A 19976-nucleotide genomic window follows, 5' to 3' on the forward strand; every position below is an offset into this window, starting at 1 on the left:
GTCAGGGGCGGGCCAGCCAGTCGGGGACGGCTTCCTGTGCCAGCAGCTCTTCAAGTGTCTGGCGTCTGCGGATGATGGCTTTCCGGCCGCCTTCAATCATGACCTGCGCAGCAAGGGGGCGTGAATTGTAGGTGGAGCTCATGACTGTGCCATAGGCTCCGGCATCCAGCAGAGCAACCAGATCTCCTTTCTTCAAAGGGGGCAGGGAACGCTGGCGGGCAAAGATGTCGCTGCTCTCACAGATGGGACCGACCACATCTACGCACTCTTCGGTGGTGGTGTCCGGTTCGTTCAGGGGGAGGATGCCATGCCAGGAATCATACATGGCTGGGCGGACGAGGTCATTCATGCCAGCATCAATGATGACGAAACGGCGGGCAGCGTCCTTCACGTCGATCACACGGGCCAGAAGAACCCCGGCGGGTGCCGCCAGCCAGCGGCCGGGCTCGACATGCAGCTGCACATCCAGGTCTCCCAGTGTCTCGGCAATGACATCAGCCAGCATGGCGGGGGGAGGTGCCTGCTCGTTCCGGTAGGCGATACCAAGGCCGCCGCCGCAGTCAATGTCGCTGACATGCAGCCCATCTTCCCGCAGGGTGCGGACGAGTGCGGCAATTCGCTCATAGCCTTTGCGGAAGGGAGCTGCCGTCACCATCTGGCTGCCGAGATGAACGGCAAGACCGACCAGCTCCACACCGGGCATGTCTGTCTGTGCCTTCCGGTAGAGGGCCGGGATGGCGTCATGGGCAATGCCGAATTTGTCTTCGGCACGCCCTGTCGTGATCTTGCTGTGTGTCTGGGCGTCAATATCGGGATTGACCCGGAAGGCGATGCGGGCCCGCTGCTGCATGTTTTGTGCCAGAGCGTTGAGCCGGTGCAGTTCTTCCACACTTTCGACATTGATCTGACCGATCTGATGATGAATTGCCAGCTCCAGCTCGTCATCCGTCTTGCCGATTCCTGAGAAGACGATGTCACGGGCCCTGATGCCCGCCGCAAGAGCCCGACGCAGTTCTCCACCGCTGACGACATCAGCCCCGAAGCCACAATGTGCCAGAACGGTCAGGCAGGCCTGATGATCCTGTGCCTTGACGGCAAAGTGGCAATGGATGGGCAGATTGCGGGCCCTGAATGCATCCTGAAGGGCATGAGCACGCTGGCGTAGCGTATCAGCGCTGATGACCCAGCAGGGTGTTCCGTGCTCTCTGGCAATATCCGTGAGAGAGGTGCCATCCATGACCAGCCCCTGTCTGCCTTCGTAGGACAGGTTGGGGTGGTTGTTCAGGAGGGTCTGGAATGTCGGGTCGGGATGTGTCGAAGTCATGACCGCATGATTACAGACCAGCAGCCAAAATGGGAAGGTGTAACCCGCAGGAAACAGGGGCGCAGCCGCAGACAGTACGGAACACCCTGACGCTCTTCCCAAGCAGCTATGGAAGCGCTTCAATCATGTATTCTGGATGAGGAGATATGTGGTGCACCCGAGAGGACTCGAACCTCTAACCCCCAGATTCGTAGTCTGGTGCTCTATCCAATTGAGCTACGGGTGCAGACCTCGGAAGACCCGAGTATATGATGACATGGTGCACCCGAGAGGACTCGAACCTCTAACCCCCAGATTCGTAGTCTGGTGCTCTATCCAATTGAGCTACGGGTGCGCCGTGTTGAGGAGGCTTCTATCCGGTCTGGGGCAGTGGTGCAACCCCACTGGAGAAGTTTTTTTAAATATTTTCCAGTGGGATGTTCCCGGCGTTTTTCAGCGGCGAATCAGCGAAACATGGGCACGGCAGCGTGGTGACGTGTAGGTCCCACCGATGGCCGTACCAACCGGATAGCCGTTGAATGTCTGCCTGTAGGGGGTATCGTTCATTCCCTTGTCGGTCAGTTCGGCCAGGTAGTGCTGCTGGCCTTTTTCATAGGTGCCCCGGAGAGTGGATGTATTCATGCCGGGGTTGAAAACGACCTCATGCCCACGGATGCGAAGGGAGGATATGTCCCTGGTCGGGCAGATTCCCTGCTCGGTAACGAGCTTGCCTGTCCACAGGCCATAGGGGTCGGAAGCCGGGTCGGGAAGGGAGGAGCAGGCCCCCAGAGTGCAGAGGCTGACCAGACAGGTGAGAAAAGCGGGACGCATTGCGCAGTTCCTGAAAAACATGTTCGAGTAATGTGAGCCGCCGCGGAAATCTTTGCCGGAAGGTAAAAACCGGTGGAGAATAAGGATGACGTTGGCGGTCGATCGTCCTATAGAGACTAGCACGAATTGAGCATTGTGCCATATCCAGCAGGCGAGGCCCGGAACTTGACGCAGAAAAACGCAGACACCCTTCAGCAGCTTGATGAAACCCTCCATGAAGACCGTATCCTGATTCTGGATTTCGGCAGCCAGGTGACCCAGCTGATCGCCCGCCGTGTGCGGGAAAGCGGGGTGTATTGCGAGATCTGGCCGTTCACCTCCTCGTTGGAGAAAATCCGTGAGTTCAACCCGCGGGGCATCATCCTGTCCGGCAGTCCGGCCAGCGTGCATGACGACAATGCGCCGACCCTGCCGGAAGGGCTGCTGGAGCTGAAGCGCCCCATTCTGGGTATCTGCTACGGCCAGCAGGTTCTCTGCCATACGCTGGGCGGGCGTGTGGAAACCCATGACCACCGTGAATTTGGCCGTGCCTATATTGATGTCGCCGAGGAATGTGCGCTGTTCCACGGTCTCTGGGCACAGGGTGGGCGTGAGCAGGTCTGGATGAGTCACGGTGACCGTGTGGCGGCCCTGCCGCCGGGCTTCAGGGCCGTGGCCTATTCCGAGGGGGCACCGTTTGCCATCATCGCCAATGAAGAACGCCGCATCTATGGCGTGCAGTTCCACCCGGAGGTGGTGCATACGCCACATGGGGCGGAGCTGATCCGCAACTTCACGCATGGCGTGGCAGGCTGCTCCGGCACGTGGACGATGGCCGGTTTCCGTGATCTGGAAATTGCCCGCATCCGCAAGCAGGTGGGTGATGGCAAGGTGATCTGTGGTCTCTCCGGCGGGGTGGACAGCTCCGTGGCGGCCAAGCTGATCCATGATGCCATCGGGGACCAGCTGACCTGCATCTTTGTCGATCCGGGCATCCTGCGTGCCGGTGAGGCTGACGAGGTGGTGAAGACCTTCCGTGACCGTTTCAACATCCGTCTGGTCCATCGTGATGCCTCCGACCTGTTCCTTGGCGAGCTGGCCGGGGTGACGGACCCGGAGGTGAAGCGCAAGACCATTGGCCGCCTCTTCATTGAGGTCTTCGAGCAGGAAGCGGCCAAGCTGGGCGGGGCGCAGTTCCTGGCGCAGGGCACGCTGTATCCGGATGTGATCGAGAGTGTCAGCTTCAATGGCGGGCCGTCCGTGACCATCAAGTCCCATCACAATGTGGGCGGTCTGCCAGAACGGATGAACATGGAGCTGGTCGAGCCGCTGCGTGAGCTCTTCAAGGATGAGGTCCGTGCGCTGGGCCGTGAGATCGGCGTGCCGGAGCATATTGTCGGGCGGCATCCATTCCCGGGGCCGGGGCTGGCCATCCGTATCCCCGGTGACATCACACGGGAGAAGCTGGACCTCCTGCGGAAGGTGGACAGCATCTATCTGGAGGAAATCCGCAGGGCTGGCCTGTATGATGAAATCTGGCAGGCTTTTGCGGTTCTCCTGCCCGTCCGCACGGTGGGCGTGATGGGTGATGACCGTACCTACGATCAGGCCTGCGCCCTGCGTGCTGTCACCAGCACGGACGGCATGACCGCCGAGGTCTATCCTTTCACCTTCGAGTTCCTCAACCGTGTCGCTGGCCGTATCGTGAACGAGGTGCGTGGCATCAACCGTGTCACCTACGACATCACCTCCAAGCCGCCGGGCACGATCGAGTGGGAGTGAGACTGCAGAACATTATGGGGAATGATGGGGAAGGCCTGCAGGAATGCAGGCCTTTTTTGTGCCCTGATGATGGTCAGGAAGATGTCAGTCTGTACAGAAAGGTCATGAGATATGAAAGCATGTCCTATGAGGGAAAAGATGAGTGAATAGAGACTGCCAGGCGGTTGGATTTTATTGCATTTCCTTCCTTTCCTGGGAGGAGTGGTGTGCAGTCCGGGTAAGGGATGGCTTTCACAAGCAGAGTTGAACCGGAGACAAAGAGGATGTTCCAGCCATTGCTCCCAGTATGAAGCCGACCCTCCGCCCCAGTCTGCCCATGAGGATCGAAGCTCCAAAAGTTGTCAGGCAGGCCACGAGCGTGATGAGGGAGTAAGGGAGAGTGCCCAGCGTCTTGTCAGGCGTCAGCTGATAGCCGACAATCCCTGTCAGGGTCAGATCGACTGAGAATGAAGCCGTGAAAAGCAGCCGCCCCAGAAACAGGATCATGAGGCGGCCTCTGGTGGTCTGGGGCATGATCAGGACTCCCTGATGCCTCATTGTTTGGTCCTGATTTGTGGTATGAGTGTGTTCTGGTTCGTATGGGCGGACAGAAGCGTGGCGTGACCATGCCACGCTTTTCTGGCAGGGCAGGGTTGCTGTACATGAGCGGATTTTTTGGACATGAGAGGGGGAATACGGCTTGCCCAAATGGCTGTCCCTTGGCAGGGATAAAGGGATGAGAGTACCTGTTTCATTTTCCTGTAGGCTGCCTGTGCAGGGGGCGTTACCGATTGTGGTGATGGCCCTGTTTGCAGCTTGTCCCGCCCGTGGGGCGGAGGGAGAGCAGGCTATGTCTCATGCTTCCCATCATCATGGTAAGCGGCATGAAAAGCACCACGCCGCCGTGCATGAGCCAGCCCATGCGGCAAAAGCGCATGGGCGTGTCCACCATGGGCGCACCACCCCTCACAAGGTCGCTCCTGCGGCTCCGACGACGCAGCCAGCTCCGCCTCCTGTTCCCGACAATGTCGGTACGGAGACAAAGCTGCCACTGCCCCGCTATGCCGCCATGCGGGCGGACCGTGTTTACATGCGGCGTGGCCCCGGTGAGCGGTATCCGATCGACTGGGTCTATCATCGCCGTGGATATCCGGTGCTGATCGAGCGGGAATTCGGGGTCTGGCGTCTTGTGGAGGACCAGGATGGCCAGAAGGGCTGGGTACATCAGGTGACGCTGCATGGCAGCCGTTCCTTTATCATACCCGGTTCCGTGTCCTATGATGGGGATGCGTCTAAAGTTTCGACCACGGGTCATGCTGATTCCCGCATTGTGGCATACGTGCCGGCGGGGGAGGTGGCACGGGGCCAGAATCATGACGTCCCTCTGATGAGTTCGGACAAGCCGGATCGGACCGTCGTCGCCCTGCTGGAGCCGGGGGCGATCGGAAAGATCAAGGCCTGTCCACAGGGCTCATCATGGTGTCATGTCACAGTCAGGGGCTATGACGGGTGGATCGAACGCCGCCTGTTATGGGGGGTGCAACCCGGTGAAATCATTCAGCCTGACTGAACAAATGAAAAGTCGAGGAATGTTATGACAGCCAACATCCATCATCGCCGCACTCGGATTGTTGCGACCCTCGGGCCGGCATCAGAAACCGCTGAGCAGATTCTCCATCTTGCCAAGACCGGTGTGAATGTTTTCCGCCTGAACTTCTCCCACGGTGCCCATGATGAGCACGCCGCCCGTCACAAGGCCGTGCGTGAGGCCGAAGCCAAGCTGGGCCGCCCTCTGGCCGTCCTGGCCGACTTCCAGGGGCCGAAGCTGCGTGTTGGCGTGTTCAAGGATGGCCCGGTCCAGCTGAAGGTCGGCCAGAAATTCACGCTGGATCTGGACAAGACCCCCGGCGATGCCAACCGTGTCAACCTGCCGCACCCGGAGATCATCGCCGCTGTTGATGTCGGTCACCGCCTCCTGCTGGATGACGGCAAGCTGGCTCTGCGCGTCACGAAGAAGCACAAGGAAGCGCTGGAGACGGAAGTTCTCGTGGGGGGCAAGCTCTCCGAGCGCAAAGGTGTGAACGTTCCTGACGTTGCCCTGCCGATCCCGGCCCTGACAGAGAAGGACCACAAGGATCTCCAGTTCGCCCTCTCCATTGGTGTGGATCTGATCGCCCTGTCCTTCGTCCAGCGTCCGGAAGACATTCAGGAAGCCCGTGACATCGTCAAGGGCCGTGCATGGATCGTCACCAAGCTGGAGAAGCCGCAGGCTGTTGAGTGCCTCGATGAGATCATCCGTCTCTCCGATGCGCTGATGGTGGCCCGTGGCGACCTGGGTGTCGAGCTGCCGGCCGAGGATGTTCCTGTCATCCAGAAGCGTGCCATCACCGAGGCCCGTCGTCAGGGACGTCCGGTCATCGTGGCAACGCAGATGATGGAAAGCATGATCAGCAGCCCGGTGGCGACCCGTGCGGAAGTCTCCGACGTGGCCAATGCTGTTTACGATGGTGCTGATGCTGTCATGCTCTCCGCTGAGAGTGCTGCCGGTTCCTTCGGGCCTGAAGCCGTGGCCACGATGGCCCGTGTCACCGCCCGTGTGGAGCAGGACCCGGAATGGCGTGCCCGCATGGACCGCATGCGCCCGGCCTCCGAGCACACGATCCAGGGTGCACAGGCCAAGTCAGCCTTTGATGTGGCCCGCAACGCCCGTGCAGCCGCTCTGGCCGTGCATACGGAGAATGGCCGCAGTGCCGTGCTGGTTTCCCGGGAGCGTCCGCATGAGCCGGTCGTGGCCCTGACGAACGAGACGACCTCCCGCCGCCTGTGTGTGGTCTGGGGCGTGTTCCCGAAGGTTGTTTCCAGCAAGGATGATGTGAAGGCCGTTGGCGAGTTCGCCAAGGGCGGTGAGCATGTCGTCCTGCTCGACAGCTCCAAGAACCTGCGCATCGTCAAGGTCTGATCCTTCGCTGATGCGTTGTCTGCATCCCTGGAGGCTTCGGCCTTCAGGGACGCAGGGAGAAAAGAAGGAGCCCGGCAGGCTGATCACCTGCCGGGCTCCTTTTGCATGGGGTTGAAGAAGAAACGGTCAGGCCTGCTTGTTCTCGATCAACCCCTGCCGGATACGGCGTCCACGCCTGATGCGCTCCGTGATGGCCTCGGAATCGCCATTACGTATGGCCTCGACCATGAGGTGGGCATCCTTCTCGAAACGCTCGAACGTGGCGAGCAGGACATCCCTGTTTGTCAGGAAGATGTCTCGCCACATGGTCGGGTCGGACGCAGCGATGCGGGTGAAGTCCCGAAAGCCCGAAGCGGCATATTCCAGCACATCGGCCCGGAGGTCGGCGGAAAGACGGTCCGCAGTATCGCATATGGTGAAGGCCAGAAGATGCGGGAGATGGCTGACCATGGCGCATATCTGGTCATGATACTGGTCGGTAATCTGTCGGGTGCGGGCCCCACAGCGCTGCCAGAAAGTTTCCATCGTGGTGATGGCTTCAGAGGGTGTTCCCGCAGGGGGGACGAGCAGGGTCCAGCGATTCTCGAACAGGGTGGCGAACCCGGCATCTGGGCCGGAATATTCCGTACCAGCCATGGGGTGAGCCGGAACATAGCTGACATCTTCTGGCAGCAGAGCGCTGATGTCCGGCCCCAATGTGCTGCGGACGGAGGCGACGTCACTGAGGATGCTCCCGGGCCTCATGTGGGGAAGGATGGCTGCAGCGACCGGCCGGATGGCCCCCGTGGGAATGCAGAGGATGACAGCATCGGATTTTGCGGCTGCCTCTGTCGGGGAGGCTGTGACTTCATCCGCCAGGTCCAGCTCTCTTGCCCGCTGGAGAACAGCCGGGGCGCTGTCGGCTGTGATGAGGCGGCGGGCAAGGGTGCCTGTCTGTCGGGCACGGCGGAGGATGGAAGAGCCGATCAGCCCCGGGCCGATGATGGTCAGGGTGTCAAAGAGGGGGGCATCAGCCATGGAGATATCCGTTTCATCCTGTAAAGCGCATGTGGGCCAGTGTGTTGTTCAGGACCGGCGCAGCTGGCGGAACTCATAGAGCTGCCAGAGCAACAGGACAGGCACGCCGATGACGATGTCCCGTCCCCGTCGCAGCAGGGAGATGCTGATGGAAATGTCGGCACTGATGCCGAACAGATGCCCCAGAGCCACATAACCTGCTTCCTGCACCCCCAAGGCACCGGGCACCAGAAAACCGGCGGACATGATACCACAGACGGCCCCTTCAATGGCCAGTGCATTGAGAAAAGAACAGTGTGCGCCCAGCAGGATAAGGGACAGCCATGTCAGCAGGGCGCTACCAATCCAGCAGAGCAGATGCAGCGCTGCCCCCAGGCCGATGCGGACCGGCTGGTCCCAGAGGCTTTCAATATAGCTCTGGAAATTTTCGCTGTTTTCAGCCAGCGCATCATGCCAGTCGGCAGAGATGTGCTTGGAAAGAAAACGGGCCAGCGCCTGGAGGGCATTGCCGCTGCGCTGCTGTGTCCAGATGAAACCCGCCATGCCGACGCTCAGCAGAACGATGCCAATGGCCAGCGGCCAGACAAATCGCCCGGCATCGGCCTGACCGACAAGGCAGAGCAGGGCGATGATGATGAAAGCGAGCTGCCCCAGAACTTCCGTTGTGATGTCAACAATGTTGGCGGCAACTCCCTCTGTCCAGCTGATGGGCTGTCCATCCGTCGTGTGGCGGGGGTGGCCCGCCGTGGTGGCCCGTATGCCGATGAGCATTCCGCCAAGCTGGGAAAAAGGCAGGCACGCTGCTGCAGCATCCCGGACAAACCGGGAAAAGGTCAGGCGGAGGAAGCTGATGCTGGCGATGCTGCTTTTCCAGGCGACGCCGAGGAGAATGTTGACGGCCAGCTGGCTGAGGATCAGCAGGATGAACCCGCTGAGGCCGATCTTGGCAAGTGAGGCCAAAATCGGGTGTATGCCAGTACGCAGGGTCAGAAAACAGAAAAGGACGACACCTGTAAGGGAAAGAACAAAGGGAAGTATTTTTTTCAAGGTGCCCGCCATAGTGTTAAATTCATGTTCATGTCCTTCTAGGCCACTCCGTGGCGCACGTCCAATCAGCAGGGCTTTACCCGCCATGATGACGGGGCCTATATCCGGCAGAACAAGGCGCTGAAGTGAGGAAGGAGCGGAGATGTCAGAAGATGTGACCCTAGTGACCGGGGCAACCGGTTTTGTGGGATCGGCCGTTGCACGGGCTTTGCTGGAGCGTGGTCGTCGTCTGCGCCTTCTGGTCCGGCAGACATCGGATCGCCGCAACGTGGCCGACCTGCCCGTGGAATTTGTTGTCGGAGACCTGGCAGACCCTCAGAGCCTGGCTGAGGCGCTGGAGGGCGTGACCTATCTTTTCCATGTAGCGGCGGATTATCGCCTTTGGGTACCAAACCCTGAAGTGATGATGAAGGCCAATGTCGAGGGAACCCGGCGCCTGATGCTCGCCGCCATGAAGGCGGGTGTAAAGCGTATCGTGTATTGTTCCTCCGTTGCGGCACTGGCCACGGCCCATGATGGCATTCCGGCCACGGAGTCTTCCCCCGTGACGGAGGATCAGATCGTGGGCGTTTACAAGCGGTCCAAATATCGGGCGGAGCAGGAAGTTCTGCGCCTTGTCCGGGAGGAGGGCCTGCCGGCTGTCATTGTGAATCCATCGACTCCGGTGGGACCACGGGACATCAAGCCGACACCGACCGGGCAGATGATTCTGGACTGTGCGACAGGCCGTATGCCGGCTTATGTCGAGACTGGGCTGAATATTGTCCATGTTGATGATGTGGCAGAAGGCCATGTGCTTGCTTTTGAGCATGGTACGATTGGCGAAAAATATATTCTGGGCGGCGAAAATCTCATGCTGGGTGATCTTTTTCGCATGGTGGCGGAGGTCGCCCATCGCCGTCCGCCCCGTATCCAGCTCAGGCAGTCATGGCTTTATCCGGTAGCCTATCTTTCTGAACTGTTGGCAAAAGGCTTTGGAATTCAGCCTCGTGTCACGAAAGAGATGCTGGACATGTCCAAAAAGTTGATGTTTTTTTCTTCGGCCAAGGCGGAGCAGGAGCTGGGGTACCGCCCCCGTCCGGCCCGTCAGGCCGTTGCCGATTCCGTGGCCTGGTTCCGCCAGCATGGGCGGGGACATTTTTTATCTTGAGAGGTAGTAGCAGGCTGGCACGGTGATGGTTTTTGTGATGGCGTTGTTTTCCTTGTTGGCCTGGCTGGGGCTGACATTTTTTCATGGTCAGTTCTGGATTGGTGGCCCCTGGCTCAGGAGGGGGCTGAAGGCCAGACGTTGGGAGAATGGCCTTCCAGCCGTGGCTGTCATCGTTCCAGCCCGTGATGAAGCAGCCTCCATCAGTGCCTGCCTGTCTTCCCTGCTGGGGCAGGATTATCAGGGGCGCTATCATGTTTTCCTTGTGGATGATGAAAGTACTGATGGTACGGGGGATATTGCCCGCCGTGTGCCAGACCCGCAAGGACGCCTGACCGTTCTGGATGGGAAGCCCCACCCGGCGGGGTGGAGCGGCAAACTCTGGGCCGTTGGGCAGGGGCAGGAAGAGGCTCTGGAGTTCCTTCCTGCTGATGGCTATGTCCTTCTGACAGATGCCGATATTGTCCATAAGGAAGACCATGTTTCCTCTCTGGTGGAGAGAGCCCAGAGCGAAAATATCGACATGGTTTCCGAGATGGTGAAGCTGAACTGCGCCTGTTTCTGGGAAAAGGTTTTTGTTCCGGCCTTCGTCTATTTCTTTGCCATGCTCTATCCTTTTCGAAGGATCGCTGACCCGCAGTCTCCAGTGGCTGGAGCTGCCGGGGGGACGGTGCTGATCCGCCGCAAGATGCTGGAGATGATAGGGGGAATACAGACCCTCAGGGATGCCTTGATCGACGACTGTACGCTCGGTGCCCGTGTCAAGGAGGCCGGAGGGCGGCTTTATCTTGGGTGCAGCGAACAGGCATGGTCCATCCGCACCTATCAGACCTTGGGCGAGATATGGCACATGATCGCCCGCAACGCTTATGTCCAGCTCGAATTCTCCCCCTGGAACCTTCTGAAAGCCTTGGCCGGCATGGTTCTGATATGGTTTCTGCCGGTTCGCCTTCTTCTGTTCGGCCGTGGTAAAAACCGCGTGGTGGGTGGCTGTGCATATGCGCTCAGCTGCATTACGTTCATGCCGACCCTGCGCTGGTTCAACCTGTCATGGTGGCGCGTCCTCTCATTGCCGCTGGTGGCTGCCTTCTACATGATGGCAACCGTCGGCTCCGCAGTGAATCATTATCGGGGCAAAGGTGTCAGCTGGCGCGGGCGGTCGTATGAAGGAGCAGAATCATGATGCCACAGTCTGGTGGGGCCATGGCGCAGGAGGATGCCCATATCTGGGGAAAACAGGACGTTTCTTCCAGCAAGGGCATGAAGGATGAGAACTTCCCCGTCGGGTCTTTCCTGATATCTCCGGGACACAGGCCCGCCGTCCATGCCTATTACAGGTTTGCCCGTGTGGCGGATGACATGGTGGACAATACCCGGCTGTCTCCCGCTCAGAAGGTGGTCCGGCTGAAAGCCCTGCGTGAGGTCCTGCACGGCGAGCGGAAGCCCCCGCCTGGCCGGGCTGATGCCTGGAGTGCGGTCATCCTCCGGACGGTTCTTCAGGAGCGCAACCTGCCGTTGGAGCTGGGAAGCGACCTGATAACGGCCTTCATCATGGATGCGGAAAAGACACGCTATGAACACTGGTCGGAGCTGCTGCATTACTGCCGCTATTCGGCCAATCCCGTAGGGCGCTTCCTGCTGATGCTGCATGGTGAAGGGGAAGAGACCTTCGGTCCGTCGGATGCGCTCTGCACGGCATTGCAGATTGTCAATCACATGCAGGATGTCAGCAGTGATCTGAAGCAGCTGAACCGCTGTTATGTGCCTCTCCCGTGGTTGCAGGAAGAGAATGTTCGCCTGAAGGACCTCATCCTTGCCCGCAGCAAGCCGGGTGTACGGCGCGTGTTTGATCGCATGCTGGCTCATGTTGATGCCCTGAATGAGGAGGCCGCATGTCTTCCCGCACTTGTGAAAGACCGTCGCATGAGGCTGGAGGCCGCCGTGATCGTGGCACTCTGCCGCCGCCTGACAGAGCGTCTGCACCGGCAGGACCCGATAGCCGAACGGGTGGCGCTGACAAAGTCTGATGGTCTGCGGGCGTTGGGCCGGGCCATGCGTTACCTGCGCTGAGGCGGGTTTCATGCTGGCCCTTTGCCACGGCAGACTTTGCCGCTAGAAGAGGGCAGGCTGTGATCGGCCTGTGGTTACGGTTCTGGCTGCGGCCATTGAAGGGATATGAGGAAGGTTATGGTCTCTGTTCGTCACAATACGTCTCAGGGTCTGCCATGTGCTCCGTCTGACCTGAGACAGGTGGAAGAGATCGTCAACCGGTCAGGGACGTCGTTTGGACGGGGGATGAAAATCCTGCCTCCCGGGCGGCGGGATGGCATGTTTGCCATCTATGCCTTCTGTCGTGTCGTGGATGACATCGCCGATGGCGACACCCCTCATGATGACCCTGCTTCCGCCCTGGAGAGCTGGAAAGGTCGTATTGCCGCCCTGTATGAGGGGCAGGCCGATACGGCGCTGGAGCGTGTCCTGCTTGAGGCCATCAGGCAGTTCGGGCTCAGGCAGGATGATTTCATCGCCATCATTGATGGGATGCTCATGGATTGTGGTGAACCGGTCGTGGCTCCTGATGAGGCTGCGCTGGACCTGTACTGCGACCGGGTGGCGTCTGCTGTGGGCAGGTTGTCCGTGCGCATCTTCGGCACGCCGGAGGAGCAGGGAGACAGGCTTGCCTACCATCTGGGCCGTGCCCTTCAGCTGACGAACATCCTGCGTGACATTGCCGAAGATGCAGCCCGTGGACGGCTGTACCTGCCAGCCGAACTGCTGCGGCGTTACAGCGTGCCGGCTGATCCCGCCGAGGCTCTCTATGCCGTTGGGCTGGATGGGCTGTGCCGTATCCTCGCGGGACGGGCAAAAGATCATTTCCGCCGGGCTACGGCCCTGATGAAACAGTGCCCGGCAGCCACGGTGCGCCCGGCCCGGATCATGGCGGCCTCCTACCGGGTCACGCTGGCCGCTCTCTGTCGCCGTGGCTGGCGCAACCCGGAGGCCCCCCTGCGGGTTTGTTCCGTCCGCAAGAAGCTGGCCATGCTGCTGGCGGCGGCTGGAGTGTCATTGTGAGCCATGTTCATGTCATTGGTGGAGGACTTGCGGGTCTTTCCGCTGCTGTGGAGCTGGCACCCCAGGCGCAGGTGACCGTCTATGAGGCTGGTCCGGCCTGTGGGGGGCGGGCCCGGTCCTTTCATGACAGGGCGCTGGACACGGTCATCGATAATGGCAATCATCTGCTCCTTTCCGCCAATCCTGCCACGTTCCGCTATCTCGACCGTCTGGGTGCCCGGGATACGTTGCAGGGGCCGGGGGCTCCCGTTTTCCCGTGGCATGATCTGGAGGCGGGCCTTTCCTGGACGTTGCGCCTCTCGCCGGGGCGTCTGCCTTTCTGGCTGCTGCGGCGGGGCAGCCGTGTGCCCGGTATGCGCCTTGGGGAGGTGAGGGCTCTGTTCCGCCTGATGAAGGCTGGTGATCAGGCCAGCGTGGCAGACTGTCTCCTGCCGGGGCAGTTTGCCCGGCGCCTGCTGGAGCCGCTGGCTGTCTCCGGCCTCAATACGGGCATAGACCGGGGAAGTGCCCGTCTGCTGGGTAACATTGTACGGCGGACGCTGGCCAAAGGGGGACAGGCCTGTTGCCCGTGGATGGCCGCCAGAGGGCTTTCGGAAAGTTTTGTGACCCCCGCACTGCATTACTTGGAGCAGTTTCATGCTCAGGTGCTTACGGGTACGCGCGTCTCTGCCCTTGCGTTTGAGGATGGATCAGGGCGTGTGAGTGCGCTGGAGACATCCAGTGGCCCTGTGAGACTGGGGGCAGAAGATGCGGTCATCCTGGCCGTTCCGTCACCGGTGGCGGTCGGGTTGCTGCCGGGGCTGGAAGGGCCGGATGAGTTCGAGAGCATTGCCAATGCCCATTATCGCCTCCAGCAGCCTCTGCGGCCTCGTGGTGCTCTGAAGCAGGCTGGTTTTCTTGGGCTTGTTGGTGGTGTGGCGGAGTGGGTCTTCCTGCATGATGAGGTCCTGTCCGTCACGGTCAGTGCGGCCAACCGCTATGCGGACTGGCGCCAGGACGAGATGCTGGCGCACATATGGGCGGAACTGCATCAGGCCCTGGACCCGCTGGTTGAGACCCCGCTGCCGCAGGACATGCCGGCTGCCCGGTTGATCCGGGAGAAGCGGGCCACCTTTGCAGCCACACCGGAACAGGATAAAAAGCGGCCGGGAGCAAAAACGGCTCATCCCAATCTTGCTCTTGCCGGGGACTGGACGGATACTGGTCTGCCTTCCACGATCGAGGGTGCCATACAGTCCGGGCTGGTGGCGGTGGGAGCGCTTGGTTTTCGCACGGCGTCTGCCGGAGCGGCGTGTACCTGAAGAACTGGTTTATGGTCTCCGCACATGTGGACAGGCACAAGCCCTGCTGTGCGAGGATTTTGGAGGAGAGGTCAGTGAACAAGACGTTGTTCCGTCATAACATGGATGCCACGGTGGTGGAGCAGGCTGTCAGGGCTTCCCATACTGCCTTGGGCAAGCGTCAGAAGAGTGACGGTCATTGGGTCTTTGAACTGGAAGCCGATGCAACCATCCCGTCGGAATATGTTCTGCTGCGCCATTTCCTTGACTGCATTGATGTGGAGCTTGAGCAGAAGATCGGAGTCTATCTGCGACGGACACAGGGTGAGCATGGGGGCTGGTCTCTCTATACGGATGGCCGGTTTGATCTTTCCGCCAGCGTGAAGGCCTATTTCGCCCTGAAGATGATCGGGGATGATCCGGAAGCCCCCCACATGCGCAAGGCCCGTGCGGCCATCCTGCATCATGGCGGGGCAGAGCGGAGCAACGTCTTCACCCGCATCCAGCTGGCCCTGTACGGGGAAGTTCCGTGGGATGCCGTGCCCGTCATGCCAGTGGAGCTCATGCTGCTGCCCCGCAAGGCGTTTTTCTCGGTCTGGAACATGTCCTACTGGTCCAGGGCGGTCATAGCGCCGCTGCTCATTCTGGCAGCTTACAGGCCGTTGGCCCTGAATCCCCGTGGCGTGCGGGTGCAGGAGCTGTTCAGGAGACCGCCAGCCACCATCAGGGACTGGATACGCGGTCCGTACCGGTCGGTCTGGGGGCGGGTATTTACCGGTCTGGACAAGCTCATCCGGCCGCTGGTTCCATTCATTCCCCGTTCCGTTCATGAGAAGGCCATCCGTGTCACGATCGATTTTATCGAGAAGCGGCTGAGTGGCGGTGGACTGGGTGCCATTTATCCTGCCATGGCGAATGTGATCATGATGTACCGGACCCTGGGGGTGCCGGATGATGATCCACGGGTTGTCCAGGCATGGGAGGCGGTACAGGGCCTGCTGGTAGTGAAGGATGATGAGGCCTATTGCCAGCCCTGCGTGTCGCCTGTGTGGGATACGGGGCTTTCCGGTCTTGCCATGCTGGAGGCTTCGACCGGTGCCAGGGGCGTGATGCCGGCCGAGACGGCGATTGCCCTGAAGAAGGCCGCTGCCTGGCTCAGGGAGCGCCAGATTCTGGATGTCAGAGGGGACTGGGCCATCAATGCGCCGACCCTGCGTCCGGGAGGTTGGGCTTTCCAGTACGAGAATGATTATTATCCGGACGTGGATGATACGGCTGTTGTCGGCATGTTGCTGCACAGGATCGACCCTGAAGAGAACCGTACGGCCATCGAGCGTGCCCGGGAATGGATCATTGGCATGCAGAGCAGCAATGGTGGTTGGGGTGCCTTCGACATTGACAACAACATGGAGGTGCTGAACCACATTCCATTCTCCGACCACGGTGCGCTGCTGGACCCACCGACGGTGGATGTCTCCGCACGCTGCATTTCGTTCCTCTCCCAGTTGGGTCATCCGGAAGATCGTGAGGTGATCCGCAAGGGGCTGGATTATATCCGCTCCGAGCAGGAAAAATCCGGCAGCTGGTTCGGCCGCTGGGGGACGAATTACATTTACGGCACGTGGTCCGTTCTCTGTGCCCTGAACATTGCTGGCATCAGTCATGATGACCCGATGGTGCGTCGGGCCGTTGCCTGGCTGGAGAGCGTACAGAATGATGATGGCGGCTGGGGTGAGGACTGCGCCAGCTATGAGGGGGCCCCACAGGGCCTCTACAAGGAGAGCCTGCCGACCCAGACGGCCTGGGCAACGTTGGGGCTGATGGCTGTTGGTCGCCACGATAGTGAGGCTGTCCGCCGTGGCATGGCCTATCTGATGCAGGCGCAGGATGATCAGGGTGAATGGCACGAGGCGCCGTATAATGCCGTTGGTTTCCCCAAGGTTTTTTACCTGCGCTATCATGGCTACAAGCAGTTCTTCCCGCTCATGGCGCTGTCCCGGTACCGCAATCTGGCTGATAGCAATTCCGGGCAGGTGGAGTTCGGTTTCTGATGCTGGGGGTCCTGGCAGGGCTCAGGCAGGAAGCACGGCTGGCCCGCCGTTTTTTCCCCGGGGCGAAGATCGCCCTGAGCCATGCCTGTGAGACCGGGGCACAGCAGGCTCTTCAGGCTCTTCAGGATGAAGGTGTGACGGCATTGCTGTCTTTTGGCTGCTCCGGGGCGCTGGATGCTGTCCTGCCACCGGGGAGTGTGCAGGTGGCTGAATATGTGCAGGCTGATGGTGAGCATTACAGGGCTGATCCCGCCCTGAGTGCCCGTTTCGGTGCGGCCCAGGCGGCTGTCCGGGGTGGCATCCTGCACAGCCCGGTCATGATCGGCACGGCCAGGGAGAAAGCTGACCTTTTTTCCCGGACGGGGTGCCACGCCGTGGATATGGAGAGTGGTCTCGTAGCCCGGTCTGGCCTGCCCTTTGCGGTTCTGCGGGTGATCTGTGACGATGCGGGCAGGGACCTTCCCCCCGCTGCCCGGGAAGGCCTGAAGGACGGGCGGGTCCACGTGCCGGCTTTGCTGGGGTCCATCCTGAGGCATCCCGTGCAGATTGGCGCCTTGATCGGCCTGGGGCGTGATGCTGCCCGTGCCCATCAGGCCATGGCTGATTTTCTGGAAACACTTCCGCTCGCACGGGTCTGAAAGGCGTCGTCGGAGTACTTGCGTTTCCGTCCGGCCTGTTCTAGAGAAGGGCCGTATTTGCCGTTTCCATGTGGGGCGGGAGGTATATTTCGCACGCATGGCCCGGATTGCCTGGTGTCCCTTGCCACCAAGGGGCGTTGCCATGCGGAGGACAAACCAGAGAAAGAAAGTTTCAGACTATGGCAATGCCACAGTTCACGATGCGCCAGCTGCTCGAGGCTGGTGTTCATTTCGGTCATCACACACGTCGCTGGAACCCGGCCATGGCACCGTACCTGTTCGGTGTCCGCAACCAGGTGCACATCATCGACCTTCAGCAGACCGTTCCGCTGCTGGACCGCGCCCTGAAGCAGGTGCGTGACACCGTGGCTTCCGGTGGACGTGTTCTGTTCGTCGGTACGAAGCGCTCCGCTGCCGATCTGGTGGCTGATGCAGCACAGCGTTGCGGCCAGTACTACGTCAATCACCGTTGGCTCGGTGGGATGCTGACGAACTGGAAGACCATCACCGGCTCCATCAAGCGTCTGCGTGGCATTGACGAAATGCTGGCTGGCGACACGACCGGCCTGACCAAGAAGGAAGTCCTCGACATCACCCGTGACCGCGAAAAGCTGGAACGCTCCCTCGGCGGTATCAAGGATATGGGTGGCCTGCCGGACCTGCTGTTCGTGATCGACACGAACAAGGAGAAGCTGGCTGTTGAGGAAGCCAACAAGCTGGGCATCCCCGTGATTGCCGTGCTGGACAGCAACTCCGACCCGAAGGGTGTCACTTTCCCGATCCCGGGCAATGATGATGCCATCCGTGCCATCGCCACATATTGCGACCTGGTCTCCGGTGCCGTGCTGGATGGCATTTCTGCCGAGCTGGCTGCGTCCGGGCAGGACATTGGCGCTTCCGCAGAGCTGCCGGTTGAGGAAACCGTTGTGGCAGAGAAGGCTGAATAAGCCTCTCCGGCTTTTGGCCACAGGGCCATGCGGACAGTCCGGCCCGTCTTTCATGGAGTGGCCGGACAGTGGATATTGTGACATGAACAGCTCATGCAGCCGTGGAGACTTTCCGGCTGCATGGGTGTTTTATCGGGGATGAAGAGATATGGCAGAAGTTACTGCTGCAATGGTGCGTGAGCTGCGCGATACAACAAGCGCAGGCATGATGGACTGTAAAAAGGCCCTGACGGAAGCCAATGGCGACATGCAGGCTGCCATCGACTGGCTGCGCAAGAAGGGTCTGTCCCAGGCTGCCAAGAAGTCTGGCCGCGTTGCGGCTGAAGGTCTGGTGGGTGTGGCCGTTGATGGCAAGAAGGCTGCCATGGTTGAGGTCAATGCCGAGACGGACTTCGTGGCTCGCAATGATGCCTTCCAGCAGGCTGTGGAAGACATCGCCAAGGTGGCTCTGCAGGTTGGTGGTGATCTGGAGGCCGTCAAGGCTGCCAAGATGCCGTCTGGCCGCACCGTTGCTGATGAGCTGACCCATCTGGTCGCCACCATTGGTGAGAACATGAGCCTGCGTCGCGTGGACGTGCTGAGCGTGCCGTCTGGTGTCGTGGCCAGCTACGTTCACGGTGCCCTGCGCCCCAGCGTAGGCCGTATCGGTGTGCTGGCTGCTGTCGAGGCTCCTTCCGAGAGTGAAGCTCTGCTGACACTGGGCCGTCAGATCGGTATGCACGTTGCTGCCACCAGCCCGACGGCTCTGGATGTGGATGGCGTGGACGCTGCGTCCGTTGCTCACGAGCGCAAGGTGCTGGAAGACCAGGCCCGTGCCTCCGGCAAGCCGGAAGCCATCATCGAGAAGATGGTGGAAGGCCGTATCCGCAAGTTCTACGAGGAAGTGGTTCTGCTGGAGCAGGTCTGGGTGCATGACGGTGAGAGCCGCGTGAAGGAAGTCGTCAAGAAGGCTGGTGCCAAGCTGGTTGGTTTTGCCCGCTACAAGCTGGGTGAAGGCATCGAGAAGGCTGAGACGGACTTTGCTGCCGAGGTGGCTGCGGCTTCTGGCCAGAAGAAATAAGCCTTTAACGGTTTCTTGCTAGAAGAAAGGGGCTTCGCCAATATGGCGGGGCCCCTTTTTCTGTCTTGAGGGTAACGGTATGGAGTGGGAAGATCCGGCCATCATCCTGCGGCTTTCTCCTCATGGGGAAAGCAGTCTGCTGGTCCGTGCACTGACCCGGCATCGGGGGGTTTTTCATGCTCTGGTGCGTGGCGGGCAGTCCCGGCGGCAGGCGGCGCTCTGGCAGGAGGGCAGTCTGGTCGTGGCCCGCTGGAAGGCCCGCCTGCCAGAACAGTTGGGTTACATGACAGCGGAGCTTGTGCGGCCCACAGCGTCTTTCCTCCTCGACCATCCTCTATCTCTGTCCCTGCTCGGGAGTGCCTGTGGCCTGTGTAGTGAAGCCCTGCCAGAGAGGGAGCCACATGAGGCGCTGTTTGCGTCTCTGGCCCATTTCATGGGGGTGATGAGCGTGTCCGCCGCCCTGCCACCCGTGGCGCTTTATCTGCGTTGGGAACTGCTTCTTCTGGAGCAGCTGGGGTATGGCCTGACGTTGGACCAATGTGCCGTTACGGGCGTGCGGGAGGGGCTGGCCTATGTGTCTCCCCGCACGGGGCGTGCCGTAAGTGAGGAGGGAGCTGGGGAGTGGAAGGATCGTCTTCTTCCTCTGCCGTCCTGTCTTCTGGATGATGAAGAGGAAGGAAAGCCGGCAGACTGGCTTGCTGGGGCAAGGCTGAGTGGCCATTTTCTTCAGCGGGCTGTTTTTGCTGCCTGCCATCGTCCTTTGCCCGCTGCACGGGACCGGCTGATGACAGCCCTGTACCGACTGGCTGAGGATGCGGCCTCTGGACAGGAGGAAGAAGAGCGTGTCTAACCTGCCTCCATCAGAGAGGCGAACATGAAGCAGG

Annotated in this window: 18 protein-coding genes and 2 tRNA genes; 13 read left to right on the forward strand and 7 right to left on the reverse strand. The window is 60.4% G+C overall.

Annotated features, from left to right (window positions below; genetic code table 11):
* Position 1 precedes the first annotated feature (1 nt).
* From lysA to CPA54_RS02180, 4 genes are all read right to left on the reverse strand, one after another.
* The gene (gene lysA, locus CPA54_RS02165; RefSeq protein ID WP_249085453.1) at positions 2-1324 is read right to left on the reverse strand and encodes a diaminopimelate decarboxylase; all 1323 of its coding nucleotides are present in this window, start codon (positions 1322-1324) and stop codon (positions 2-4) included.
* 149 nt (positions 1325-1473) lie between these two features.
* A tRNA-Arg gene (locus CPA54_RS02170) sits at positions 1474-1550 on the reverse strand.
* A 31-nt stretch (positions 1551-1581) separates the two neighbouring features.
* Positions 1582-1658: transfer RNA gene (locus tag CPA54_RS02175), tRNA-Arg, on the reverse strand.
* A gap of 98 nt (positions 1659-1756) precedes the next feature.
* Positions 1757-2134 carry a hypothetical protein gene (locus CPA54_RS02180; RefSeq protein WP_043560483.1) on the reverse strand — a complete coding sequence of 126 codons (378 nt, stop codon included), beginning with the start codon at positions 2132-2134 and terminating at the stop codon, positions 1757-1759.
* A 165-nt stretch (positions 2135-2299) separates the two neighbouring features.
* Here CPA54_RS02180 and guaA point away from each other — a divergent pair, with 165 nt between their 5' ends.
* Positions 2300-3895 carry a glutamine-hydrolyzing GMP synthase gene (gene guaA, locus CPA54_RS02185; protein WP_249085454.1) on the forward strand — a complete coding sequence of 532 codons (1596 nt, stop codon included), beginning with the start codon at positions 2300-2302 and terminating at the stop codon, positions 3893-3895.
* Between the two features lie 231 nt (positions 3896-4126).
* Here the strand turns inward: guaA and CPA54_RS02190 are convergent, their stop codons facing one another.
* Positions 4127-4408: a hypothetical protein gene (locus tag CPA54_RS02190; RefSeq protein ID WP_249085455.1), complete on the reverse strand. Its 282-nt coding sequence runs from the start codon at positions 4406-4408 to the stop codon at positions 4127-4129.
* Between the two features lie 316 nt (positions 4409-4724).
* On the opposite strand from CPA54_RS02190, the gene CPA54_RS02195 reads away from it, so the two are divergent.
* Positions 4725-5444, forward strand: coding sequence for an SH3 domain-containing protein (locus CPA54_RS02195; RefSeq protein WP_227431355.1), 720 nt, complete (start codon positions 4725-4727; stop codon positions 5442-5444).
* Between the two features lie 24 nt (positions 5445-5468).
* A complete protein-coding gene (pyk, locus tag CPA54_RS02200) occupies positions 5469-6833 on the forward strand; it encodes a pyruvate kinase (RefSeq protein ID WP_154981558.1) in 1365 nt (454 codons plus the stop codon).
* Between the two features lie 126 nt (positions 6834-6959).
* Here the strand turns inward: pyk and CPA54_RS02205 are convergent, their stop codons facing one another.
* Together CPA54_RS02205 and CPA54_RS02210 are read right to left on the reverse strand one after the other, a co-directional pair.
* Positions 6960-7850 (reverse strand): prephenate dehydrogenase/arogenate dehydrogenase family protein, encoded by an 891-nt coding sequence (locus CPA54_RS02205; RefSeq protein ID WP_249085456.1) that lies wholly within the window; start codon positions 7848-7850, stop codon positions 6960-6962.
* Positions 7851-7898: 48 nt separating this feature from the next.
* Positions 7899-8909 carry a lysylphosphatidylglycerol synthase domain-containing protein gene (locus tag CPA54_RS02210; protein ID WP_249085457.1) on the reverse strand — a complete coding sequence of 337 codons (1011 nt, stop codon included), beginning with the start codon at positions 8907-8909 and terminating at the stop codon, positions 7899-7901.
* 130 nt (positions 8910-9039) lie between these two features.
* Here CPA54_RS02210 and hpnA point away from each other — a divergent pair, with 130 nt between their 5' ends.
* From hpnA to recO, 10 genes are all read left to right on the forward strand, one after another.
* The gene (gene hpnA, locus CPA54_RS02215; protein WP_043560468.1) at positions 9040-10047 is read left to right on the forward strand and encodes a hopanoid-associated sugar epimerase; all 1008 of its coding nucleotides are present in this window, start codon (positions 9040-9042) and stop codon (positions 10045-10047) included.
* Positions 10048-10072: 25 nt separating this feature from the next.
* Positions 10073-11227 (forward strand): glycosyltransferase, encoded by a 1155-nt coding sequence (locus tag CPA54_RS02220; RefSeq protein WP_249085694.1) that lies wholly within the window; start codon positions 10073-10075, stop codon positions 11225-11227.
* Positions 11224-12114, forward strand: coding sequence for a squalene synthase HpnC (gene hpnC, locus CPA54_RS02225; protein ID WP_249085458.1), 891 nt, complete (start codon positions 11224-11226; stop codon positions 12112-12114). Before CPA54_RS02220 ends, hpnC begins: the two co-directional genes overlap by 4 nt.
* Before the next feature lie 117 nt (positions 12115-12231).
* Entirely contained in the window at positions 12232-13116 is an 885-nt protein-coding gene (gene hpnD / locus CPA54_RS02230) for a presqualene diphosphate synthase HpnD (protein ID WP_249085459.1), read from the forward strand.
* Positions 13113-14417, forward strand: a complete 1305-nt coding sequence (gene hpnE, locus CPA54_RS02235) for a hydroxysqualene dehydroxylase HpnE (protein ID WP_043560457.1) — start codon at positions 13113-13115, stop codon at positions 14415-14417. Before hpnD ends, hpnE begins: the two co-directional genes overlap by 4 nt.
* Positions 14418-14518: 101 nt before the next feature.
* Positions 14519-16447 carry a squalene--hopene cyclase gene (gene shc, locus CPA54_RS02240; RefSeq protein WP_249079732.1) on the forward strand — a complete coding sequence of 643 codons (1929 nt, stop codon included), beginning with the start codon at positions 14519-14521 and terminating at the stop codon, positions 16445-16447.
* Positions 16447-17085, forward strand: a complete 639-nt coding sequence (locus tag CPA54_RS02245; protein WP_249085460.1) for a hypothetical protein — start codon at positions 16447-16449, stop codon at positions 17083-17085. The genes shc and CPA54_RS02245 overlap by 1 nt, the downstream gene beginning before the upstream one ends.
* 179 nt (positions 17086-17264) lie before the next feature.
* Positions 17265-18032 carry a 30S ribosomal protein S2 gene (gene rpsB / locus CPA54_RS02250; protein WP_043560449.1) on the forward strand — a complete coding sequence of 256 codons (768 nt, stop codon included), beginning with the start codon at positions 17265-17267 and terminating at the stop codon, positions 18030-18032.
* Between the two features lie 148 nt (positions 18033-18180).
* Positions 18181-19092: a translation elongation factor Ts gene (tsf, locus tag CPA54_RS02255; protein WP_086441176.1), complete on the forward strand. Its 912-nt coding sequence runs from the start codon at positions 18181-18183 to the stop codon at positions 19090-19092.
* A 79-nt stretch (positions 19093-19171) separates the two neighbouring features.
* Positions 19172-19942 carry a DNA repair protein RecO gene (recO, locus tag CPA54_RS02260; protein WP_043560446.1) on the forward strand — a complete coding sequence of 257 codons (771 nt, stop codon included), beginning with the start codon at positions 19172-19174 and terminating at the stop codon, positions 19940-19942.
* The last annotated feature ends 34 nt before the right edge of the window (positions 19943-19976 follow it).

Source organism: Parasaccharibacter sp. TMW2.1890 (assembly GCF_023337645.1).
GTDB lineage: Bacteria > Pseudomonadota > Alphaproteobacteria > Acetobacterales > Acetobacteraceae > Bombella > Bombella apis.

What these genes read in the sequence shown, in the direction of transcription:
- CPA54_RS02180 (WP_043560483.1), bottom strand. Translation starts at nt 2,134, where the DNA reads ATGCGTCCCGCTTTTCTCACCTGTCTGGTCAGCCTCTGCACTCTGGGG.
- hpnC (WP_249085458.1), top strand. Translation starts at nt 11,224, where the DNA reads ATGATGCCACAGTCTGGTGGGGCCATGGCGCAGGAGGATGCCCATATC.
- CPA54_RS02190 (WP_249085455.1), bottom strand. Translation starts at nt 4,408, where the DNA reads ATGCCCCAGACCACCAGAGGCCGCCTCATGATCCTGTTTCTGGGGCGG.
- lysA (WP_249085453.1), bottom strand. Translation starts at nt 1,324, where the DNA reads ATGACTTCGACACATCCCGACCCGACATTCCAGACCCTCCTGAACAAC.
- CPA54_RS02195 (WP_227431355.1), top strand. Translation starts at nt 4,725, where the DNA reads ATGTCTCATGCTTCCCATCATCATGGTAAGCGGCATGAAAAGCACCAC.
- CPA54_RS02205 (WP_249085456.1), bottom strand. Translation starts at nt 7,850, where the DNA reads ATGGCTGATGCCCCCCTCTTTGACACCCTGACCATCATCGGCCCGGGG.
- hpnD (WP_249085459.1), top strand. Translation starts at nt 12,232, where the DNA reads ATGGTCTCTGTTCGTCACAATACGTCTCAGGGTCTGCCATGTGCTCCG.
- CPA54_RS02220 (WP_249085694.1), top strand. Translation starts at nt 10,073, where the DNA reads ATGGTTTTTGTGATGGCGTTGTTTTCCTTGTTGGCCTGGCTGGGGCTG.
- CPA54_RS02245 (WP_249085460.1), top strand. Translation starts at nt 16,447, where the DNA reads ATGCTGGGGGTCCTGGCAGGGCTCAGGCAGGAAGCACGGCTGGCCCGC.
- hpnA (WP_043560468.1), top strand. Translation starts at nt 9,040, where the DNA reads ATGTCAGAAGATGTGACCCTAGTGACCGGGGCAACCGGTTTTGTGGGA.
- pyk (WP_154981558.1), top strand. Translation starts at nt 5,469, where the DNA reads ATGACAGCCAACATCCATCATCGCCGCACTCGGATTGTTGCGACCCTC.
- CPA54_RS02210 (WP_249085457.1), bottom strand. Translation starts at nt 8,909, where the DNA reads ATGGCGGGCACCTTGAAAAAAATACTTCCCTTTGTTCTTTCCCTTACA.
- shc (WP_249079732.1), top strand. Translation starts at nt 14,519, where the DNA reads ATGGATGCCACGGTGGTGGAGCAGGCTGTCAGGGCTTCCCATACTGCC.
- recO (WP_043560446.1), top strand. Translation starts at nt 19,172, where the DNA reads ATGGAGTGGGAAGATCCGGCCATCATCCTGCGGCTTTCTCCTCATGGG.
- rpsB (WP_043560449.1), top strand. Translation starts at nt 17,265, where the DNA reads ATGGCAATGCCACAGTTCACGATGCGCCAGCTGCTCGAGGCTGGTGTT.
- tsf (WP_086441176.1), top strand. Translation starts at nt 18,181, where the DNA reads ATGGCAGAAGTTACTGCTGCAATGGTGCGTGAGCTGCGCGATACAACA.